The organism is Spirosoma daeguense (assembly GCF_054776875.1).
The window spans coordinates 1-22,113 of sequence record NZ_BAAHBF010000005.1 but is presented as its reverse complement, the minus strand read 5'-3'; the positions used below and the strand labels follow the sequence as shown (position 1 = coordinate 22,113).

Below are 22,113 nucleotides of genomic sequence, written 5' to 3'. Positions count from 1 at the left end.
TGACTGTGAAAAACGAAATCATCCTTACAAATCCAGTCACAATTAAGGCTTACTTTGAGAAAGTGCGCCAACTGGTAAAAGATGGTCAAGAATATCCAGTTTCGTTGGATGAAGTATGGCCATTGGTTTATGCCGAAAAAGGGGTCGCAATCCGAGTCCTGAAAAAGGGATTCTTTGAAAATGAGGACTATAAGGTTTTTGACCAAAATGTCAAAAACTCAAACGGTGGCCGACCAGAGAAAGAATATCGATTAACCTCTTCGTGTATGGAACACTTAGTAGCTAGAAAGGTGAAGGAGGTTTTCGAGGTTTACCGTCAAGTCTTTCATAAGACTGCCGATGCGATGGAACAGCAGACTTTACCAGCCACACAAGACGAATTGATTCTGATGTTGGCACAGCGTAACGTCGAAACTTCGAAACGTTTGTCAGTTGTCGAGGAAAAGCTTGAACGCATAGAGCAGAACCAGCAGGCCGCAACCGCTGAACTACTAGCAATACCAGCACCCACTGAAGAAATGCCGGATATGGCAACAGAAAGTAAGATTATCCGATTGGTTAATCTGTATGCACAAGCTAAATCGGTTCTTCAGGTTGAGGTATGGCGGATGTTATATACTGAGTTGCTTTATCGCTACCGTATTTCTGTCAATGCTTATAATCGAGGGCCAAAAGAAACCAAGATTCAACTTTTGAAGCGATTGGGGCATTTAGATAAGCTGTATACGATTGCGACGAACATTTTGCAGGTGAACGCTACGCCAGCGACAACCTGAGCAGTAGTACAAATACAAACCGCCAGTCTCATTACGGGGCTGGCGTTTATATTACTCCCCAATCAACCCCTCCTTTTTCAATTGCGGCAAGTAGACTTCTCGCTGATTCTCGTGTAAGGCTGCCCAACGCTTCACCTCCCCACTTTCTACTTCTTCTTTACTCACAATCTCCCATCCTTTGCCAGTTACACGTTTGAAATGAACACCATTGATACGTAGCCAGATATTCTTTCCGCTATTGTAGTACAAATCTCCCTCTTCCATACAGGCAAAAATACTTGAAGATAGGACAAAAATAATTGCTCTTTCTCTTGTGTGATAACCACACAAAGCGTATATTTGTAGAGTAATTAATCAGAACAACATGACACGAAAAGAAATTGACAACATGATCCTTCTCAGCGAGAGCCAGATCAAAAAGCTAGGGCAAACGCTGGGAGAGATGGACAGAAAAGGCGAACCACTAGCCACTCTCTACTACCGCCTTTGGTTTCAGCTAATCGGCCACCGGGACTTAATCAGATGGCTGAACCAACAGAAAGCCGACGATGAATAAAAAAGGGGAGATTATCTCCCCTTTCCCTATACGTGTCAAGCAACTAAACATCCCCCGATATGACAACCGACCAGACCAAACAAACCATCAGCCCGGAAGAACTGGCCATTCAGGAAGCTGAAGCCCAGTTAGCCGCCAGTATTGCGTTTATTCAATCAAAGGGCCATACCCTGCCCGACCATATACTGGACACAACGGCATGGCTGACTATCAAACGATACGCCGAGAAATACAACGTGGGTATCAACACCGTTACAAACTGGATTGCCAGAGGTATTATCCCCGCTGAAGCTGTGCGGGTGGTGCCTGAGCTTAACGACATTAGACTGGTCAGAGACCGGGTCTACAAATAAACAGTACTGTGTACTGTTGTTCTGATAATGCAGAAACGCCCTGGCTACTGGCCGGGGCGTTTTTTATTTGCCAACAAAAAAGCTCCCGATAAAGGAGCCGCTAAAAGGTATTTTTGTGTAGGTTCAGATCGGCGACGATGAGCGAGTTAATCCGTCGGTTCATTGATGTGCCTTTCTGGAAGCACAGCGCGTCGAACGATTCCTTTCGTTCGGTTGGCACCTCTACGAGTATGAAGCTGTTAGCAATCGACTCTACGCCCAGCTTCTTCGCCTGCCCCCCCCTGTATTCAAACTCCCGGCGGGCGGCCATTACCGGGGCACGTTCCTCGACGGGAAGTCCGTAAAACCAGTGGCGTAGCCCTTCGTGAACCAACGCATCTCGAATAAATTCACCAGCGCGTACCCGTACCAGAATCCGGTCAATACGTGCCTGTTTTTCTTCCTGTTCAGAAGCCATAGAGCGGAATGATATAGTTCTTTCCAATGCTTCTAAATTAATAAACTTTTCTTACATTATACCTTTCGGCATCAATCAATTTGTGATGCCCAAAACATTAAATCTCAACCTTGTTGGCTATATCCAGCCCGACGAATGGCTGTTTCCCGGCGATGCGTATTATCCGCCCGGACAAGGCATCTCCTTTAAACGTTTACAGACTGCCGTTCAAAAAGCCGGGGAGTTCGATGAGATTGAAATAGACCTCGATTCTGGTGGGGGTGTCATCGAAGAAGGGTGGCGGTGTTACGACTACCTGAAAGGATTAGGTAAGCCCATTAAGGTGCGTAGCGTCGGTATAGTAGCATCAATGGCGACGGTGCTGATGATGCTGGGCGACGAGCGCTTACTTTCTCCTCACGCCAAATTTACGGTTCATCAGCCCAGTGGCGGCATTGATGGTAACATCAACGACATCCGATCCTATCTGGATAGTCTGGAGTCCGAGCAAGCCCGCCTTCTCGAAGTATATGCCCAGCGTACTGGAAAGCCCGACACCGAACTGGCTGAACTACTAGCCGACGGTAAAGATCACGAATATACCGCCCAGCAAGCCCTTGACTACGGCTGGATAACGGGCATCTACGAAACCACAAAGACTTCAACGAATAAGCTTCGCTTTCGCCCCATCATGGCCCATCTGTCGGATGGTCGTCAGGCATTGGAAATACCACAACAACAATCAGACAATTCAATTATGAGCAAACTAGGCAAACGGCTCTTAGCCGCCTTTGGGGTTGCGCAAGCCGTTGCTAACGGTCAGCCCTTGAAAAACATTGTTGTCGATACTGCCGACGGCAAAAAACTCGACATCGAAACAACCGGCGACACCTATGTGATTGGCGACGCGGTCAAATTCGATGACGGTTCGGATGTACCCGATGGCGATTACATCCTGAGCGATGGCAACACGATCACTGTGGCAGACGGTAGTATCACTGCTATTTCGGAGCCAACGGAAGACGCTGAACAACCTACTGAAGAAGCTCAGCCTACCGCATCGGTAGAGGATGGCGAAACGGTAACAATCAGCAAAGCAGAGTTTGACCGGCTTAAGGCATCGGAAACATCGCAAACGGCACTAGCCGCAAAAGTAGGCGAACATGATAAACTCATGGCTCGCCTAAAGCCAGTTCTTGACGCAATGGCGAAAACGGAAAGTAAGGACCCGCTTGTCAACCGCCTACCCGAAACACCAGTGGAACGCCGTGTGCCATCAAACGAAGATCCGGTACTGGCTTTGTCGAGACAGCGCCAGCAAGCCCGCAAGAAGTAAAATTTATAGACAGCTAAAGGAAAAATAAGATTATGGCATTTGTTGCAGATGGCAGCTACACCTACAACGGACAGGAAGCCGCTGAATTAACGATTCGTCCGGCGGTTGAGCGCCCTGCGCTTTCCGATATTTTTGCAATCACTGAGGGCTTAAAGGGTACTCAGTACGTAAGCTTTCTCGAACGCTTAGGGCTGGTCACCATTGTTGACCCCGGATGCGGTCAGGGGGCTACCACGTTTGGCACCAAGAAGTCAAACAAAAAATGGGCGCCTGTCGACCTCAAGGCGTGGCACAAAGAGTGCTGGACAAATATTCGCGGCACCGCCGAGGAATGGGGGCTAAAGCCCGGCAATGACAAGCCCGACCTGACCGATACCGAATATGGCGTTTTGATGGTTGAGCTTCTTAGTTCAGCTATTGGTAACGACTTGGTTCGCATGGCTCACTTTGCTGACAAGAGCTTAGTGTCAACAAAATTAACTGGCAGTGTTACACTTCCCGACGGGCGTACACTGAATGCTGCCGCCCTGTTGCCTTTCTTTAAAACCTTCAACGGCTTATGGCGGAACGTTGAATTAGGTGTTGCGGCCACCCTCACTAAGTACGTTGAGATTGAAGCCAACGATACCTCGGGGGATCAGATTCTCGATCCAAATGATGTGCCGGGCATTTTGCAGCAGATGTTTTCTGCGCAAGATCCGCGCCTTGCCGGTCAGGCAACCGCCAACAAGCAACTGCTAGTTACCAACTCGTTTTTCGATGCGTGGACCATCTACCGCGAAAGCAAAAACCTTGATTTAGCCTACGTAGCGCAGGCCGACGGTGTGGCTCGTCCAACGTTCCGGGGCGTTCCGTTTGTGGTCGTTAATGAGTGGGATGAGTATATCAACCAGTTCTTCAAGCCTGCTTCACTGTCAGGTAAGGTTGATCGCCCCCACCGCGCCCTGTTGACTGTAAAAGGAAACCTGCAACTGCGCTTCGATGGCAACCCTGTCGACAGCAACGGAAAAGGTGATTTGCGCGTGTTCTACGATGAGATGAGCGAAACCTGGAACGCGAAACAGCTTTACGCTGGCGACCAGCAAATCGCGGATGATGCTCTGGTTGTAGCTGCTTATTAATTGTTTCACCGGGAGTCGAAAGGCTCCCTAATCCAATCTTTCAATTATGGCATGCTCGGTCAGTAGCCTTACGCGAAACCTGGTCAATAACTGCCAGCCGAACGGGCAGGGACTGAAAGCGCAAATGTACGTCGGCAACCTTGATCAGATTCAATCGGTCGCGTTTGACGCCGACAATAAAACCATCACTGGTATAACCCTCAAGTCAGGTGAAAAGCTTAAACTCTGGGAAGGTTTCAAACTTTCGAATCAGGCAACGATTGGCTTTGCTGCTAACGACTACGGCAACAATCTGCCTCACGGACTTCGCTTTGTTGTCCTCGATAACTCTGTAGCGGCCGACAAGGAAGTCGATAGCATTGTTAACCAAACAAATCTGTTTGCGATTGCGAAACAGAACGGGGCAACAGGTCGATGGAAAGTGTTTGGCTATCCAACCGGACTCGCTTGCACGAACCTGACAAACGATTCTAACGACGCTAACACGCCCGGACAATTCGTGCTGGAATTTCAGGCAGCGCAGGAAAAAACAACGCCGTACACGCTCAAGCACGTTACCTCCAGTGTCGAGGACACCGAAGCGTATTTGATCACGTTGACAACGCCGTAGTATGTCGACCGACGAGCTTTACGACTTACTGAATGCGTGGGTGAGGGAGGGAGAACCCAACGGCCCCGACCTCGCCCGCCTGAAAGAAGAGTACCTGCATCAACTCGGACTATCGGCCTGCACAAGTTGTCCGGACTGGAAGCACGAGATGTTTATGTACTTCCGACAACACTTTAAACTCTTAAACAGACCAATCATGAGTGCGATAAATAAATACATGATTAAGCCAGAGATTGGCTCACTCCACGTAGCAAACCTCGGCAATCTGGTGAACGGCCCGGTAAAGACGCCTGGCAACACGCCCCTGACCGATAAAATCGCTGAAGACCTTTTCAAGCTGGACGAGGGCTACAAGGAGTATATCATTGTCAATCCTGATTACAAAGCACCCGAACCGGACAAAAAAAAAGAAGGCGACGGTAAGTAACTAACTCTCTATGGCCCGCGTTGCAAAGCCACTTGTCAATAAGAAAGTGCCCGTCACCAAAGGCAGAGTGGCGGGCTTTCTTTCGTTTGGCTCCGACAACTTGTTTCCCCAAACTCTTCTCGATGTTATTGATGATTCGGACACGGCTAGTGCCGCGATGAGCGTACGGGCTGAGTTCATCGAAGGGAATGGGTTTAAAGATGTTACGCTTGCTGAATTTGTCGTGAATCGAAGGGGACATACCCTTGATGATATTCTAGCCGAAACAGCGTGGAACGTAGCGGTGGGTGAAGTAATTTGTTTGCATGTCGCTTACAACATGCTTGGTCAAATTGTAGGGATTCAGGCGGTTCCGTGGGAACAAATACGTTTTAAGGAGCCTGACGATCTGGGCAACGTCACTATTGCGGGTATATTCCCCTATCTGAACTCTACGATTTACCCAAAACGTAGGGAAGAAAAGCGGGAGGTGTTTGTGTATAATCCAGACCCGAGCGTGGTACTGGCGCAAATAGAGTCAGTAGGCGGCATTGAGAAATATTATGGACAACTTCTCTACGTGCCCGCCAGTAGAAAACGGGGTGACGTTTACCATATCCCTTCCTATGCAGGTGGCACTTCTGCTTTTGAAACGGAAGCTGAATTATCTAAATACCGCTACCGATTAATAACGTCTGATTTAGTTTCACCCGGATTCATTAAGGCGCTCCGTCCCGGCGGAACAGCAAAACAGGATCAGCGCGATGAAGATTCAGTGGCGAATCGGGTAACTCAGCATCAGGGAGCGGATAACGCGGGTTCGGTCTTTGTTATCGAAGCATCGACCGTTGAGGAACTAGACGCCATTAAGTTTGAATCAATGGCGGGTAATGATCTGGCGAACCGTTACAACTCACTCGCTGAGGAAACGGAATCCCACATATCCCGGCGAACCCGCGTACCCAACGAGTTGATGGGTATTCGTAAAACGAGTTCGGGTATTAGCTTTACTCAGATTCAAATCAAGCTATTCTCGCAACTCATGCAGCAGACGGTAAACCGCGACCAGCGATCTATCGCCCGTGTGTTTACCGATGTCTTCAGTCACTGGCATATTCCGATAACCGACCGCGATTTCACAATCGAGAATTTAAACTACTTCCCTGATGACGGCAACGATGTGGCCCAGGCGGAATGAGTTCGACCGCTTCATCGGCGATATTCCCCCGACCTTTCGCTTTGAAAAGCTCGAACCCATCCTGACGCAAATCTACGAAGGGTGGTTAACAGACTTACTCACACCCACGCAGTTCGTGTACTGGAACGGTTTCTTTGCTGATGGACGGTTCACTATATACGATCAACCAGACGGGTATCCCGGCGGCCTATTGCTGTTCTCAGACCTTACTGAGCGTGACTACGATACAGGGCGGGTATTGCTTCAGTTCCTAACGTATGCCGCTTGGTCGGCGTATATCCTGCGTGACGGTGCACAGGTTACGGATACGGGTATTGTGACGAAACTTAACCAAGATTCAGATCCCATATCTGACCGCCGACGAACCGAGATTTCACTCCAGTACAAAACACTTGCTGAGCGCAAAGCTGTTGAACTCTCGCGGTTATTAAAAGAGCCTGATGTGTGTTCGCCTTCGCTAGGTTATTCCGGCCGTCCTGTTATCCAGAAAGCACAGCGTCGAAGCCCTTCCCGATTAGGTAATTAGTTTGTATCTTTATATATGGCATTTGCAGCTCCCAAAGGAAATAAATACGCTCTAGGGCATGGACGCCCTGCAAAATATTCCACTGTTGAGGAGTTGGAGAGTCGCATAGAAGAGTATTTTATTTACTGTGAAGGTCAATATGAAGACCAAACTAATACAGTAAATAAGCGGAGAAAGAACCAAGAAACAGGAAAGATGGAATTAGTGCCTGTTGAGGTATCAAACCGGGTCTGTGTTCGTGCGCCTGAACGTCCAAAAATTACAACTCTTGCTCTCTTTTTAGGTTTCGAGTCTAGACAGTCTTTAGCGGATTACGTGAAACGGGAGAGTTTTTCTTACCCGATAAAACGCGCGCTACTTATTATTGAAAGCGAATATGAAGATATACTTCCATTCGCCAAGGGAGGAGGAGTTATTTTTGCATTAAAGAACATGGGTTGGGAGGACAAAACAGAAGTTAACAGTACTATCGAAGTCAAGCAGATAACAGGCATGGAGGTGCTGTAGCCGTGAAGCTTAAATTTGACACCTACGGTAACGAGAAGCAAAAGCAGGTCTGCCGACTCTGGCAGGATAAAGGCGTCTCAGACATTGTTTATGGTGGCTCTAAAGGCTCAGGTAAATCTTACCTCGGTTGTTCGTTAATATTCGGCGATGCGTTTACCTACCCCGAAACTCACTACTTCATTGCCCGCGATTCGCTGACCAATATCCGTAAACACACTATCCCGTCTATTCACGAAGTATTTGAACATTGGGGCATTGGCGAAGCGTATTACGACTATAACGGGCAGGATAATTACTTTACCTGCTACAATAAAAGTCGGGTCTACCTACTTGATGCAAAGTACCTTCCGCGCGATCCATTGTATGCTCGGTTTGGCTCCATGCAGATGACTCGGGGCTGGATTGAAGAAGCGGGAGAGTTCAAAGAAGCTGCTAAAAACAACCTTGCCGCCAGTATTGGGCGGTGGAAAAACGATGTGTACGGTTTATCGCCTAAACTACTTCAAACTTGCAACCCGGCTAAGAACTACCTCTACAAGCAATATTACAGGAAGCATAAGGATTCAGAACTCGAAAGCTGGAAACGATTCGTTCAGGCTCTACCACAGGATAATAAACGTTTACCGTCTGGCTATCTGGAAAACCTTCATCGTACACTCACCACCAATGAAAAGCAACGATTGCTATACGGAAACTGGGAGTACGATGATGATCCGGCTGCCTTAATCGAATATGAGTCCATTCTTGATATTTGGCGTAACGAACATGTGCCAGCTACGGGCGAACGCTATATTACGTGTGACGTTGCCCGGTATGGTCGCGATAGCTCCAAGATATGTGTTTGGGATGGGTGGCGAGTTATTGCGTACTATACGTTCAAGAAGTTATCTATTCCCGAACTGGCTGATAAGTTACGGGAGGCCATGAATCGGTTCAACATACCGGCTTCGCACGTGCTGGTTGATGATGATGGGGTGGGCGGTGGTGTTACCGATTTGGTAGGCTGTAAGGCGTTCAATAACAATGCCCGGCCAATGGACGAACGGCAACCGCTTGAGGGTATGCAGACACCGAATTACCTAAACCTTAAATCTCAGTGTTATTTTCGACTAGCCGACCGAATCAATAAAGCAGGTATGCACGTTGAAGCGGGGACGATGAGTGATTCAGAAATCGAAGAAACAGTTGAGGAATTAGAACAAGTCAAGCAGCGTGATATTGACAGCGAGGGTAAGCGGGCGGTTATGAGTAAGGAGGATATTAAAAAGCTGATCGACCGTTCGCCAGATAATTCCGATGTGCTTATGATGCGTGAATATTTTGAGTTAAATTCACCCATACAAGGCACCTCCCGCGCCTACCGTCCACCTGTTAGAAAGATGCGGTTATGAAAACGATTGCAGAATTTCGCTATACGAATGAGCATTTAGAGAAATTCATGGAGAATGTGATTGAGCAAAATCCCATTGGCTCTAAATCGCTTATGAATGCGATGGAAGCAGAGGTAACGAAAGAAGCGAATGAGTTGATTGGTCGGGAGCAGATCGAAAACCCTGAAGTACAGGTGTTTCCTGATTGGGATAAGAATATCACTATAGTGCGTGTTGTTGAGATATGAAGCGAAGAGATGCGAAGAGCGAACTAGAAGATTTAATTTTGTTTGCCAATACTTTTGCAAAGCCTGGATGTCAGGAAAAGCTTTTACTATTAACTCTTCATCATCAGAAACGGCAAGAGCGGTTATTAGGCGGCAACTATAAGTTTTGGTATTCAGTGTTAAGGCTTTATAATGCTAGCTTTGCGGAAAACTAAATATTGAATCATGTATCGTATAAAGTACGTCTTTAAAAGTGAAACAACTTCAATCAATGAAGCTTTAACAGTTAGTTCTCCCTATCAGCCAGTCGTTGATTCGCCTATTGGTAGTGCAAACTTTATCGGGCATCCGCAAGAAGAAGATCTCTTAAAAACTGACTGGAAAATATATTCCATTCGGGACGGTGCTGATAGTCGGGGGCCATATAAAGAAGTTGTTGTAATACCTACTTCGTTCGAATGAACCGACTAACCAAGTGGCACACAGACTTGACCACCCTCGACAAAGCCAGATTCATGCGGGTGATGATTCAGAAGGACACCAAGTACGGTGAGTTGACAATGACCACAGGTAAAGTGCAGTGTTTGATAAGTTTGAATTAAGGATATGAAAGTTGCCCAAAGTTTCCAGCAGATAATATCTAGCGCACTAGTTGGTAAAAAGATTCACGTATGGAAGCGTATAGATCAAGTAAAGGGTAAAGAGTATTATAGCTTTAGCAGTAGCAATGAACAGCCTATAGTTGTTACTATCACTGAAATAGGTGGTTATTACAAAAGCAAAAGTTGGATCAATCTTTATTTCTATATAGAAGAAAAAATGCTTTTTGCTCGGTTTGATATGGGATATGATACATTAGACTTTGTTAATTAATATGATCACCGTTCGCGCTGATACCCTCACTTTCTCGCTACCTGAATCATGGGATGAAGTAACGCTAATGCAGGGCCTAGCCTGTTTTAATGCCAAATCGCCCCGGCAACTCCTTACCATCCTGTCCGGCTTGCCCGAGTCTGATTTTCGCACTTTAGGTGCCCCTGACATTGCGGAGGTGACCACGTCTCAACTTGGTTTCCTTTCCGACCTGTCGTTTCTCTCCTCCACCACCGTACCGGAGAGCATCATTATCGACGGTAAGTCCATACGGATACCGAAAAACATTGGTGCTGAAACCACCATCGGGCAGCGGTGGGATATCGAAGACGAACTATCGGCACTGCAAACGCCCGAAACCGATTCATTGCCCGTAGTGGCCCAAACGCTACTCTCCATTTACCTTGCCCCGCTGATTACAGGCCAGCCCTACACCGATATTGAACAGGCCAAAGCGGTATTGCCTCACATAAACAGCCTGCCCATGCCCCTGGCGATGGGGTTGTCCGCTTTTTTTTTGACTGGATACACCAGTCCACAGCCTTCTGGCAGGATCAGTTTTCACAAAGCAGCAGTCCCGACGATGAAGCGGCTAAAGTGGCGGCTGAACTTACGCCCGGCTTTAGTGCGTTTACGAACCATTTTGCGCTTCGCCAGCTAAGTTCCATTTTTAGTATCTCGTATCAGCAAGCGAAGCTGTTACCTCACGACGAAGCGATGTTTGCCCGACTTGCTGACCAGAAAAAGGTGGTTTACCTGAGCCATTTCCACCGACTCACCCAGCCCGTTGGTTCGCCCTAACGGAATCCCCTATATCTTTCCTCTCCTTAGAGCCAGCAAGGCCCTAATAGCACAAAAGCACCCACGTAATTTGCTTCTGTGCTGGACCAGTTAGAACAAATCACGTCGCAATTGTCTGCCCTTTCGCAAAGCAAGGGTGGGCCTGCCGTGCTGTTTGGTTATGGCACCCGCGCGCAACTCAATGTGCTGGCTGATTTGCACGAACGGGAGGTACTGCTATTTCATGAAGGTTATTTGCAATCCCAACCCCGTATACTCACCAATGGTGCTTTTCAGCGCGTATACCAGTTAACACTGTTTCTGTTTATTCCTTCTGCATTATCCGACAAGCCTGAGCAGAAACGGGCACATATTGATCTACTCGCGCCAATATCCATGCGGTTGTATCAACTGCTGGATAATGCGGGCATCATCAACAACGCCAACGAGTCGGCCAACTTCTCCCTGAATCTAACCGACCGCAATCTGGACGGAATTCGCCTAACGCTATCGCTCACCTTAGACGCCCTATCGCTATGCTGAACCGAACCGATTACCTCAACCAGAAAGGTGATGCACTCGTTGCAGCTGTTGTGCAATCCCAGCAGCAGAAAGGGTTACGCGATACGGGCTATTCAGCCGACAATACGTTTGCACAGGTACGACTCGGTAGTAGTGGGTTTACACTCGAAATCGTAGGTCCAGCCTACTGGCGTTTTCAGGAACGCGGACGTGGCCCGAATCGATCGGGCAAGCCGAGTCGCGACATGGTGCAAAAAATGAAAGCGTGGGCAGTCCGTCACGGTATGCCAGAAGAAGCGGGCTATCCGATTGCGGCAAAAATTGCACGAGAGGGTATCGCGGTTCCTAATGCTTACAATCCCGGCGGTGTGATTACTGATCCACTCGACGCCACGCGCATTGCGCAGGAGGTTAGTAGCGAACTAGCACCCATCATCAAGGAAGAAATTAAAACAACCCTGTTCGGCTAATGTCTACGTACGGAATTTTTCGATTAACTGCTTTGCGCGCTAATGGTACGCCAGTTGTCGACGCATCCGTTCGTATCCTCGACGCCGGGAGACATGATGTAACTATACTGTTCTTTACAGGTGTTTCGGGTTACCCTAAAACGGACGCCAGTGGGCAGCTAGAAAAGTTTTTTGTTATCAATGGTGGTGCGTTGCCAACAGGTCAAACCTATTTCATTCAGGTTGTTGCGCTAGGGTTCCAGCTCTGGGAAACATCAACCAGCACCTCATTCAACGGAAAGGGGAATTTTACGGCCAATCTGCTGCGTAGTACCTCTGCAACGGGACCCTATGAAATAGAAACACCGCCTGTTAGCCACCTCTCTGCTTTACATCCAATTGATATAAAAGGGTATTCGCCAACAACGGGCCTTGATTGGGAGCTTTTAAAGTTTAAGATCGATCACAGCGACGGGCGCACATCAACCCTTGAAACGCCCGTTGTGGATGGAGTAGCGCAGGTCGATTTGCAAAGCCGAGTCCGCCTGCACCCACGGCCCAATCTAGTGCCTGACGGACAAGTTGCGCTGGTTGATCCTGATTTCTCGGATCGACTCGAGGTGAGCTATAGTAGCATTTCTATTGAAGGGCCACAAACCATCAATGGCGGCTTTCTTTTTGGTGCGGCTAATATGCAGCCGCCCGGAAAGGACAATGACCTCTCCAGCTACGTGTACGGCACGATTCGCTGGATCACACTACTACCCGAGCCTGTCGTGTTTCGGGGGTATTATTCAGACGTATTGCTGTGGTTGATTGAAGAAGGGGCCGAATACGTATTGCATACCAAGTATTTTAATGGCGCTAACGTAATGGTCGGAACAGAAGAAACCGAACCGTTAACAGGCAACCCAAAAGTACAGCGTATCCGGCTTAATGCCGACCCTGCCTCAACGGTTAAATCCGCTCAGCTATGGGTGACGAATGGTGAAGATGTTGTTTCTCAAACTTTAACCGTTCGCTATCGTGATTAAGAAGCTAAAAGACTTATTACAACGGGCTGGTGTAGTTCGAACTGCGCAGATTACAGGCGAAAACTCAGCGAATCGTATCGGTACCTTACTGGAAGACCTTACCAAAGGGGCTATTCAGGACTACGATAATACAGCCTCCTATGATCAATATCAATATGCGGTAAAAGATGGCATTCTGATACAGGCGCAGGGCGATACAGTTGCGGGCCAATCACCCGAAACGCACCCTAATCTCTGGTCAATCAAGCTCGTTACCAATAAGTCACAAATAACGCTTGGTAATACACTTCCCGTTTCCGCTGGTGCTATTGCTGAAAAGTTAGCCGAAGGGGGCGGGAGCGGTTCTACTGAAATTCCAAACGCGGACAAGGTAACATTTGGACTATCGCGTAACGCGACCGATCCAGAAGTTAACGATGGCATAGGTACAGGATACGTCAACGCCGAGCAGCTACATGGTCAGTTTGAGGGATTCGCTGCCTTGTTCCCTGATTTTGATTTAACTGGCATAGCGGACGGGCAATATTTAATTGCTGTCATAACGCCAGATGGACCCGTAATTAAACCGGGAGCACCTCCAGAAATCGACACAAAAACCCTGCTTGAACTGGCACAAGATGCTCAACAGGTAGGGGAAATAGACGACTTTAAAGAGGTAATAAACTACCGCGCTCGTGACCTAACCGAATTTTTATTCGATAAAACGGTCGTTATCGGTGGGCCTGAAGTGGGTTTGGTACTGGATACACCACGCACCCACAACAACGGACAAATCTTCACCTCGTTCCGGCAAACCGATGGTGACGGCACCAACCCGCAGACGCGTTTAACAACAGGTATTTTCGGGGACGGTGGACGAGGAATAGCCAATGAATTCGGGCACGTATTGTTATTCTATGATACGTTTTTTAAGCTCATTACGCCTTTGCTACGCGCAGAGGGAGCAGACGCGATCTTCAAAACATTGTCGACAGCCCTTGCACCACTAGCGCAAGACCCCAACTACGTACTATGTCCTGAATACAATTCAGCAAAACAAGTTTGGGAATATAAGCACCTCTCGTTCGCTGCCCTTGCGAGTCGGATTGTTTCTTACCTACCCAGTCAATCCATCGACGGGGATTCCAGAAATGTACTGGAAATCTTCTGCATGGACACACCGGTTGAGCCACAAACAGAGCAGTATTTCAGTGTAGCACCCGAAGATTTCGGGTTTCCCATAGAGCACAATTTACAAGTGCCCGGTACGCAGATATGGCCAATCCTGCTTGGATCAGACAACCGGCCTGCGCAATCCTACTCGGATATAGAATTCTCTAATACGGCACCGTGGACGTTCACTGTCACCTCGCAAAGTCCAGACGCAACAATTAAGGTCAAACTCGAAAAAATCACCAACTAAGCCATGCCAAACGGAAAAACCATAATCGTCAAACTTCCCCGGCTGGCTATCGAAACGGTACTATCCGGAACTGATCAGGATTCTGATTACATCTACTATCTGGTGCCTATTGGGCAGGACGGTGCGGTTAGTCTGGAGAGCGTATATTCTCCTTTGCGCAATGGATGGAAACGCTATTTGGGTAATATCGCCGACTTAGATACAGAATGTGGTATCGATGTAACGCCAGCACCAGAAGATCCTTATTGGAATGGCACAGTCGATTTTCCTGAAGGGATTAAGGGGCAGTTATACGAAGCAGAGTTACGTTTTACCTATCTCACGCCAGCGTCAGGAAAAACAATAGTAGATATTATAGGCGCTTCGCTACCTGACTTTCTTAAAGTATTTGCCCGGCCCAATGACAACCCTGTACTACGCGGTACACTACCGTCGGACTATTCAAGTAGTGCGGTAAGCTTCGAATTGCAGGGTATACAATCAGACGGACGCACTGCCAATAAATCTTTTGCCTTTCTGGTTAGTTCGCCTGCTGAAGCGCCAGCAATGCGTGCGTATCTAATCGCTACTGCATCGGATCGGATGCTTCGCCCACTCATCGGGCCTTTATCGGTTGGCAGCAATGGCACACCTAAAGTGCAGATCGTGGAAGGGCCGACAGGGGTTAACAAATCAGAATATCAGACCACGCGTTTCGATGCGACACTAGGCGGATTGGAGTATAACTACCATTTCTTAGGGTGGGTAAATATGCCCATTGGCGAATACGCACTAAAGTTCACCCATAACGGCGTCGTCAAATACGCGAAAGCTGTCTGGAACGGCGCGTCTCTTACGCAGGCGCTTACACTACAGGATACCCAACCCACAGTAAACAACGATACACCTACCACGCCACCGCCCGAAACAGCGAAGAAAGAGGTAGTGGCTATCGATGCACGCTGGTACCGGGCAAAACCGGGCGACCCCAACGCGGAGAATCAGTACACGTTCTTTTTCAAGATCAGCAATGGCGGTGGTATGCAGCTTGATATTGACGCAGGTCCAGACTTTGGAGCAGGCGTACGGCAAAATAACGTATCTGGCTTCTATCAGCTTACCAACGACCCCAGCGGGTACACTCACGCCTACAGCACGAACGGCATAACAAACCAGCTTATTAAAGTTTGGGTACGCCCTACGGGTTCGCCCGCTGGCGGAGAAGTTTCGGCTCAGTTTCAGATACCCGGCGGTGCGTCACTATCGGTGCCGCGCACAACCATCTATCCCACCTCTGGTGGCGGTAACGATACAACTGATAAATCAGGCACCCGGCTATCGGCCACGTTCACCTATTAATATGCCAAACGGATTCACGATACAAACATTAGATGCTGGCGGCACTGTAATCGACACAAAAGATTACACGGAGTCGGTGGCAGGTTCGGGCAACCCCGACACATTAATAACGGGCATCATCACCAAGTCACCAGCGCGTAAAGGTATTTCTCAGAAGAAGAAATATACCAGAGAAGCGAAGCGAACATTTGTGCCGGGTCAGTTTGGTTCAGGGCTATATTTTGACCCAAAATACAGGTTTAGCGTTGACTTCAATCCTGGACCTAAAACGGTTGCGGAACGTAAGAACGATGGAATAAGTCTTTTCAACGTTTGGGCTATCTCGGAAGCTGAAAAGGCGTCGCTAAGTCCAGCCGACGGAATGTACTACATTACCGAATCGGCATTCCATAATAACGGATGGGAAGGAGCAAGCTATTTCGAACGTACAATCGCTGACTACGAACAGCAGATTGTGCAGTTTACCCCTGCCTGCGGGGTCAATGGCCCCGACAAGTTTTGCGGTATTCTGATCTTCAACATCGAGAACAGTAATAGCTGGGAGCGCGTCAAGTACGATAATCCCCCGCACTGGACAAGCTGGGATTCGCATAAGAACAACACGGTACAACTTGAATCCGATTCAGCGAAATCGACCTTCCCATCTGGCTACGCTACCGTAGAGCAATTACATAATGCAAACCTGCTTGAAATTGAGGGGCATACACGTCGCTCAAATCGGCTGACACTGCTCTTTCAGGTAGTGCGTAATAAGTCGGCTGCTGGTACGAAAATCATATACGGTTCATCGAACCAGCAAGGCCCTCCCCGCACCAACCAGATTGGCGACCCTTCGCAGTTTATGGCCTTTGCTGGTGCGAACGTAAAGCACGTGGGCGGTGATAATTCGGGGAATATTACCTTGAATGGTCGTAGCTACACGCTGACGGGTAATCAGTACGATAAGGAAGACGCCATGCTTGGTTACTTCTATCATTACCGATTCGATATTTCACAGCAGGATTTCAGCGAAATCTGGGAACAGCGGTTGCCGGGTACGCAGACCTACGAATACCTGTGGGGCAAGATGCATCCTGTGCACATCGTAGCAGAGGAGAAAGGGTATCTACAGCTTTGTCGGCAAAAGATGATGCAAAATCAGGGCGTTAAGCGCGGTATCATTCGCATGATTGAACCCGTTTACGAGCCAGATGCGCCCTGCCATATAAACGGTATTCCAAGACCCGTTCGTGCGCCCTTTGCTGACCTTTACAATAGTATTCAGATCGGTGATTTTATCGAAACACCAAAGGTTTGGCTACAACCCTACCGCTCGTACAGTATTTACGCGGTAGGGCGGTTTCTGCATGGGGCTGATTTTCCGCTGGCTGGCATTTACATTTTTCCAACCAGTAACATTTTCGTTCGGGGTGATCTGAATTCGCACGAATGGCGACTCTATAACCATCACCTCCACTTTTACACAGCGTTGTATCAGGCTCGGTTCGACATGCAGCCGCTGGAGAAGTTTTTTCCCGGCTCGACACTGGTTGAAGATCCTGAAGTAAAAATAAACGGGGTCGGCAATTGGGAGTCCTATACGGGGGTGGTGGCTTACAACGATGCGTATAACTCCTCTTCAAGTGCTGGCCAGAAGCCTGCCTATATCATGCGCTATAAATCGACACCGTTCGGTTACACGGTCTGGATACTGGGGGGCATGAATCAGGGCTGGAATGATACCCGGACTGATTTGGTGCGAGCAACAGGAGGGCTATTAAGTGGCAATCAGTTTGAAGTAAAACTTATTGGGCCAGAAGCGCAGTGGTACGAGTTCGCTGTGCAGAATGGGGACTCCAATCAAACCTATCAGGCACTACCTATTGTGGTCGAGGGCGAACGTAAGCCCGGCTACGCTGGACGTGTCATTAATAGTTAATACAACCCATACATGAAAAAGCTACTCACCCTACTCTTTGTACTTAGTACCCTGTGTGTGCAGGGGCAGTTCTACATTGGAACACCACGTGTCCCCCAAACGTCTGGCCTTATCGAGCTTGGTCCTGACGCTGGCGGCTATTGGAACACGCGCAATAAAGCCGGGATCGTGGCTCCGTTGAAAATTAACGTTGCCACTAATAAAATTTCAGGCGTTCGCACTTCAGTCGCTGACTTACGATCAGATACCCTATCGGCCCTTACTGCCCCCAAAACGGTGGTGGTGTCGGACTCCATTGCGGGTGGTACGTTCTCACTCAATACAGGTATCCCAAAGCCTGACGATGGCTTTATGTCGGTCGTTACCAATGGGGGGCAAAACTACCTGCGTAACGTACTCAACCGGGATGCGACGCCCCAGATGTTTGGTGCTATTCCCAACGATGGGCTGGATGATGGGGCGGCACTGCTGGCGTGGCTGAACGTAGTGGGGAACTTTCGCCATTTCTGCCCTGCTGGCGTATACGATTCGAGTATTGAGTTAGAACGCTACAACAGAGGAGGTATTACCATTGCGGGGGCCGGGATGGGGCGGTCGGTGATCCGCTTCTATAATGACACCGACGGGCTAAAAATTATCAACCCGGATCTGGGCGGCACGGGCAATTATGGCCCTGTGAATATCCGGGATATTGAAATTCAATCCACAGGAGCCAAATCAGCCGGGCGTATTGCACTACAACTCAGTACGTACCACCTACAAATACCCGGCCCTGTGGTGTCGGATGTAGCCATCAAATCGGTCGTTGCGGCTAACCAGTGGACGACAGGCTTGTATCTAAAAGATTGCTCCAGAACCTCAGTACAAAAACTCTACGTTGTTGGTGCCAACCAGAACACCCTCTCCGCCGTAGTGGTGGAGAACACCGCCAATATTCCTTCCGTCGAGCATAATTTCATTGACTTCAATATCCAGACCGCGCAAAAAGGGTTCTGGATAAAAAGCAATGGCGTTCCTGCGATTGAGGGGGAGACGTGGACAAAAGGGTCAATTGTGGGTGTCGATTATGGTATTTACGGTACTTCTCCATCCTATCCGACCCCCATTGTTAAAATCGAGGGCACCCACATTAATTCGTACCGGGAAGCGGTATATCTGGATGGGTTCAGTCAGGTAACGTTTGTGCATCCTGAGTTCTACATTACGAACCGTACCGGACTTGCTCCCCCCACATCCGGCGTTTACGTCAAGAAAGCGGATGGTGTGTTTGGTTCACTGTTTGTGTTTACCAACGACACGACTCATTCATCTGTGTGGCTCGATGGGCAGGGCGGCTTCGTCAATCTCGATATTCACGCCACTGTACGTGCTCAAAAAACCTATCTGGTGCGCCTTTCCTCTGCTTATGAGAATAGTACCATTGGCGCGTTTCGAAACTGGGCTGGTGCAATCAATGGCATTTCGAATGGACAGCCAGCGAATGGCGGGTTATGGTCGCCTTTAGGGTCGCAGCCGCAGGCAAAACTCACTGTGCGTGGCTCAGCAACCAACGCGCCCAACCGTAGTATGCTACAAAAAACAGATCAGGGATGGGATGCGGCACTCGCTCACGTAACCAACGCAGATAACTTTACTTATACCAGTGCCAGCAGCTTTACGCTAAATCCAGTTACGACCAATGTGGTAGAGATTGAAAATAGCGGTACGGTAAATATTACTATTCCGGTGAATCAGTTCAAATCGGGTCAGAACGTTTCGTTTGTGGATTACCCTGGCAGTGGTGGTACGTGGGTGTTTACCACCACCAATCCTGCCAATATGATAAAGAATCCGGTCACAGGGGCACTGTCTGCTACCGTGACTATTCCTGCTTATCCGGGCCGGTTCGTGACGTTTGCGGAGAATTCAGGGGGGCATTTGCAGGTCAAATCGATTAGTACCAATACCGCAGGGTTTGTTTCGGCCGATACCTACAACACGTTTGTAAGCTCGACAACTGCGTCGCTGAACGATAAGGTGTCTATTACGCCATTTAACAGCTATACCGCAGGGGTAGCGTCCGCACTAACCGCCCGGCTATTAACCACTACGTTCAATGCGTTTACTACTACGCTTGGTACGATGGCTTACCAGCCTCGTGATGGGTTCGATATTGCCAACGGAACGATTACCAACACTACGGGCTATGGCGTGTCGATGAATGGGGCATTTTCGGGCGCACACACTGGCACAGGCGCGTTAAGTACACTCACGGCATCGGGATTGGCACAATTGAACGGCGGTACGACAACGAGTAGTCTGACCGCTACTACAATTAATTCGGCAGGCCTGACAGTAACCGGAGCCACAACTACCAATACGCTCAGCACAACAGGAAACGCCACAATCGGGGGTACACTCAGCAGTTCAGCCGTTTCGACCTCTGCCATTAGCGTGACTGGGAATTCGGTTGTTTCGGGCAGTGCGGTTTCCGGTAGCGTCGCAACAGGCAGCCTGAGTGTAACCGCCAACGCGGCAGTGACGGGCAATCTAACGGTGGGCGGTAGTGAAACGGTTACGGGGGCACTAACTGCCAATTCCTTCACGCGTCCCGGATTCAATACATCCGATTCACCTCTAAAGATTGGTAGTCTGGAAATGCAGCCCTATTCACTAAACAATGGCTGGCTGGCCGAGAACGTGTATTTCGATGGGTCAGGTTTTAAATACCGCGCAACCGGCGCGGCTGGCTTGTTTTACTTTCTGGGCAACGAGGGGCAGTTTCGGTTTGGGGCTAGTGCCGCAGCGGGTAGTACGCTAGGCAATGCAGTACAGTTAAAAATCACCAACGACGGGAATTTTGCGGTGGGAGCAAACGTATCTGCCACAGCAGGAAACTACACGAATGCAATGTTTCGGGTAACGCCAACCGGACAGGGGTATCTAGCTAGTTCGCTGGCACTTGGTAGCTCAGCCGTAGCCACTGCAAGCGCTCAGCTGGAGGTTATTTCGACCACAAAAGGTGCGCTGCCTTTCCCAAAAATGACCGCTTCACAACGGGCCGCTATTTCTTCTCCAGCCACTGGCTTGATGGTGTATCAGACTGACGGCGTGGTGGGGACATGGCTATACAATGGTACGGCATGGGTAAGCGCTGGAGGTAATAAGCTCACAGTCGTTACATCGGGCAACGGAAGTGCCACCACCTTCACGGCGGCCCACGGACTAGGCTATACACCAACGTTCCTGCTGTTCAGTTCGGGCTCTAATGATGCCGATCAGCGCAACTTCAAGTTCGTGTCGGCCGACGCCACCAACGTTACGGCCACGTTCGCCACAGCCCCCGTAACGGGTGTTAATAACTTAACGTTTTACATTGAAGCAAAATGAAAAAGCTAGTACTCCTGCTGCTTGTAAATGGCTCAGTTTACGCGCAGCAACGTTTTGAAAACTTCTCTTCCCTGCGTGCTCAACGCGGTACATACGCGAGTTGGGCACTGGTTCGGTATGGTACGTCGATGGGCGATGCGATGGGTGGCGTGTTCTTCTGGGACTCTACCAGCGTAGCGACTGATGATGGCAAACGAACAATTGGCGCATGGACAAAAGGGCGTTATATGAAGTCAGAGACGTTGACCATGAAGCGGGGTGTCAACCAGTTTACAACTACACTGCTGGGTTCGCAAACGTTCGTGTTTGCGCATGGCTTATCATCTACGCCTGTCAATGTACTCTACAACTTTCAGCTTAGTTCGCCTGCTCAGTTTGGTACAAGCTGGTCGGCCGACGCCACTAATATTACGATTACCATCAATACCCTTGTCTCGCTTGGTACGATAAAAATAAACTGGGCAGCCTACCCTGACTGATCACATACAACTTCACTTTAAATCAATTTCCATGAAAACAGTTTCCATGAAAACAGTAGCACAATCCTTTCGAGTCGATTACGCGGCAAAGTTCGTTGTCATTGCTATTCTGGCCATGACAACGATTACAATTAAACTGAATGTACCAGATGGAACGACGGTAACGGACATTGGTATTTCAACCAGTGGGACAACCTCTTCAACGGTTAGTAGCGGTACGGTGGTAAGTGGGCCATCAAATGGGACAACTACCAGCGCGAATAATGGAACGGCGGTGACGCAATCGCCTAGCTCAACCGCTACGACTCCACAAAGTTCAACGCGATAAAAAAAAGGCCACCACTCTTCACAGTGGCGACCCATCCTTTTAAACAACCTAAAATGTACACTTAAATATATTACAATCAACGATTTGAAACAAGATAAATCGTGGAGCAAACACCCAAATATTACAAGTTTAAACGCCGTACCATCGGTAATATGGTGGCCGTCACAAAGCTACTTAGTCGGTTTACGATTGGTACGAT

27 protein-coding genes are annotated in these 22,113 nt (G+C 48.7%); 25 read left to right on the top strand and 2 right to left on the bottom strand.

Annotated elements, in window-relative coordinates:
• The first annotated feature begins 5 nt into the window (after positions 1-5).
• Positions 6-776 carry a hypothetical protein gene (locus ACYVD4_RS16525; RefSeq protein ID WP_460947623.1) on the top strand — a complete coding sequence of 257 codons (771 nt, stop codon included), beginning with the start codon at positions 6-8 and terminating at the stop codon, positions 774-776.
• Positions 777-827: 51 nt separating this feature from the next.
• Here ACYVD4_RS16525 and ACYVD4_RS16520 read toward each other — a convergent pair whose 3' ends face one another.
• Positions 828-1,040 (bottom strand): hypothetical protein, encoded by a 213-nt coding sequence (locus ACYVD4_RS16520; RefSeq protein ID WP_460947621.1) that lies wholly within the window; start codon positions 1,038-1,040, stop codon positions 828-830.
• Positions 1,041-1,140: 100 nt separating this feature from the next.
• Between ACYVD4_RS16520 and ACYVD4_RS16515 the strand changes: the two genes are divergently transcribed.
• Entirely contained in the window at positions 1,141-1,332 is a 192-nt protein-coding gene (locus tag ACYVD4_RS16515) for a hypothetical protein (protein ID WP_460947619.1), read from the top strand.
• A gap of 59 nt (positions 1,333-1,391) precedes the next feature.
• Positions 1,392-1,685 (top strand): hypothetical protein, encoded by a 294-nt coding sequence (locus tag ACYVD4_RS16510; protein ID WP_460947617.1) that lies wholly within the window; start codon positions 1,392-1,394, stop codon positions 1,683-1,685.
• Between the two features lie 100 nt (positions 1,686-1,785).
• Here the strand turns inward: ACYVD4_RS16510 and ACYVD4_RS16505 are convergent, their stop codons facing one another.
• Complete coding sequence (locus tag ACYVD4_RS16505) at positions 1,786-2,142, bottom strand: hypothetical protein (RefSeq protein WP_460947615.1); 357 nt, start codon at positions 2,140-2,142, stop codon at positions 1,786-1,788.
• Between the two features lie 85 nt (positions 2,143-2,227).
• Here ACYVD4_RS16505 and ACYVD4_RS16500 point away from each other — a divergent pair, with 85 nt between their 5' ends.
• From ACYVD4_RS16500 to ACYVD4_RS16395, 22 genes are all read left to right on the top strand, one after another.
• On the top strand, positions 2,228-3,457 hold the full coding sequence (locus ACYVD4_RS16500; RefSeq protein ID WP_460947613.1) for a Clp protease ClpP: 1,230 nt from the start codon (positions 2,228-2,230) through the stop codon (positions 3,455-3,457).
• A gap of 32 nt (positions 3,458-3,489) precedes the next feature.
• Positions 3,490-4,578: a hypothetical protein gene (locus tag ACYVD4_RS16495; RefSeq protein ID WP_460947611.1), complete on the top strand. Its 1,089-nt coding sequence runs from the start codon at positions 3,490-3,492 to the stop codon at positions 4,576-4,578.
• A 46-nt stretch (positions 4,579-4,624) separates the two neighbouring features.
• Positions 4,625-5,188, top strand: coding sequence for a hypothetical protein (locus tag ACYVD4_RS16490; protein ID WP_460947609.1), 564 nt, complete (start codon positions 4,625-4,627; stop codon positions 5,186-5,188).
• 1 nt (position 5,189) lies between these two features.
• A complete protein-coding gene (locus tag ACYVD4_RS16485) occupies positions 5,190-5,615 on the top strand; it encodes a hypothetical protein (protein WP_460947607.1) in 426 nt (141 codons plus the stop codon).
• Between the two features lie 10 nt (positions 5,616-5,625).
• Positions 5,626-6,792, top strand: a complete 1,167-nt coding sequence (locus ACYVD4_RS16480; RefSeq protein WP_460947605.1) for a hypothetical protein — start codon at positions 5,626-5,628, stop codon at positions 6,790-6,792.
• Positions 6,761-7,318, top strand: coding sequence for a DUF6712 family protein (locus ACYVD4_RS16475; RefSeq protein ID WP_460947603.1), 558 nt, complete (start codon positions 6,761-6,763; stop codon positions 7,316-7,318). Before ACYVD4_RS16480 ends, ACYVD4_RS16475 begins: the two co-directional genes overlap by 32 nt.
• A 15-nt stretch (positions 7,319-7,333) precedes the next feature.
• Positions 7,334-7,825, top strand: coding sequence for a terminase small subunit (locus tag ACYVD4_RS16470; protein WP_460947601.1), 492 nt, complete (start codon positions 7,334-7,336; stop codon positions 7,823-7,825).
• 2 nt (positions 7,826-7,827) lie between these two features.
• Entirely contained in the window at positions 7,828-9,216 is a 1,389-nt protein-coding gene (locus ACYVD4_RS16465; RefSeq protein WP_460947599.1) for a terminase large subunit domain-containing protein, read from the top strand.
• Positions 9,213-9,443: a hypothetical protein gene (locus tag ACYVD4_RS16460; protein ID WP_460947597.1), complete on the top strand. Its 231-nt coding sequence runs from the start codon at positions 9,213-9,215 to the stop codon at positions 9,441-9,443. The genes ACYVD4_RS16465 and ACYVD4_RS16460 overlap by 4 nt, the downstream gene beginning before the upstream one ends.
• Positions 9,444-9,647: 204 nt before the next feature.
• Positions 9,648-9,884 (top strand): hypothetical protein, encoded by a 237-nt coding sequence (locus ACYVD4_RS16455; RefSeq protein WP_460947595.1) that lies wholly within the window; start codon positions 9,648-9,650, stop codon positions 9,882-9,884.
• Positions 9,881-10,024 (top strand): hypothetical protein, encoded by a 144-nt coding sequence (locus ACYVD4_RS16450; RefSeq protein WP_460947593.1) that lies wholly within the window; start codon positions 9,881-9,883, stop codon positions 10,022-10,024. Before ACYVD4_RS16455 ends, ACYVD4_RS16450 begins: the two co-directional genes overlap by 4 nt.
• A 4-nt stretch (positions 10,025-10,028) precedes the next feature.
• Positions 10,029-10,295, top strand: coding sequence for a hypothetical protein (locus tag ACYVD4_RS16445; protein ID WP_460947591.1), 267 nt, complete (start codon positions 10,029-10,031; stop codon positions 10,293-10,295).
• Position 10,296: 1 nt separating this feature from the next.
• Positions 10,297-10,956, top strand: a complete 660-nt coding sequence (locus ACYVD4_RS16440) for a hypothetical protein (RefSeq protein WP_460947589.1) — start codon at positions 10,297-10,299, stop codon at positions 10,954-10,956.
• Between the two features lie 218 nt (positions 10,957-11,174).
• Complete coding sequence (locus ACYVD4_RS16435) at positions 11,175-11,618, top strand: hypothetical protein (protein WP_460947587.1); 444 nt, start codon at positions 11,175-11,177, stop codon at positions 11,616-11,618.
• A complete protein-coding gene (locus ACYVD4_RS16430) occupies positions 11,612-12,067 on the top strand; it encodes a hypothetical protein (RefSeq protein WP_460947586.1) in 456 nt (151 codons plus the stop codon). The genes ACYVD4_RS16435 and ACYVD4_RS16430 overlap by 7 nt, the downstream gene beginning before the upstream one ends.
• Positions 12,067-13,080 (top strand): hypothetical protein, encoded by a 1,014-nt coding sequence (locus tag ACYVD4_RS16425; RefSeq protein WP_460947584.1) that lies wholly within the window; start codon positions 12,067-12,069, stop codon positions 13,078-13,080. The genes ACYVD4_RS16430 and ACYVD4_RS16425 overlap by 1 nt, the downstream gene beginning before the upstream one ends.
• Complete coding sequence (locus ACYVD4_RS16420) at positions 13,073-14,482, top strand: hypothetical protein (protein ID WP_460947582.1); 1,410 nt, start codon at positions 13,073-13,075, stop codon at positions 14,480-14,482. The genes ACYVD4_RS16425 and ACYVD4_RS16420 overlap by 8 nt, the downstream gene beginning before the upstream one ends.
• Positions 14,483-14,485: 3 nt before the next feature.
• The gene (locus ACYVD4_RS16415) at positions 14,486-15,820 is read left to right on the top strand and encodes a hypothetical protein (RefSeq protein ID WP_460947580.1); all 1,335 of its coding nucleotides are present in this window, start codon (positions 14,486-14,488) and stop codon (positions 15,818-15,820) included.
• Position 15,821: 1 nt separating this feature from the next.
• The gene (locus ACYVD4_RS16410) at positions 15,822-17,738 is read left to right on the top strand and encodes a hypothetical protein (RefSeq protein WP_460947578.1); all 1,917 of its coding nucleotides are present in this window, start codon (positions 15,822-15,824) and stop codon (positions 17,736-17,738) included.
• Positions 17,739-17,750: 12 nt separating this feature from the next.
• Positions 17,751-21,107: a hypothetical protein gene (locus tag ACYVD4_RS16405; RefSeq protein ID WP_460947576.1), complete on the top strand. Its 3,357-nt coding sequence runs from the start codon at positions 17,751-17,753 to the stop codon at positions 21,105-21,107.
• Complete coding sequence (locus ACYVD4_RS16400; RefSeq protein ID WP_460947574.1) at positions 21,104-21,586, top strand: hypothetical protein; 483 nt, start codon at positions 21,104-21,106, stop codon at positions 21,584-21,586. The genes ACYVD4_RS16405 and ACYVD4_RS16400 overlap by 4 nt, the downstream gene beginning before the upstream one ends.
• Positions 21,587-21,617: 31 nt before the next feature.
• On the top strand, positions 21,618-21,914 hold the full coding sequence (locus tag ACYVD4_RS16395) for a hypothetical protein (RefSeq protein ID WP_460947572.1): 297 nt from the start codon (positions 21,618-21,620) through the stop codon (positions 21,912-21,914).
• Positions 21,915-22,113: the final 199 nt, after the last annotated feature.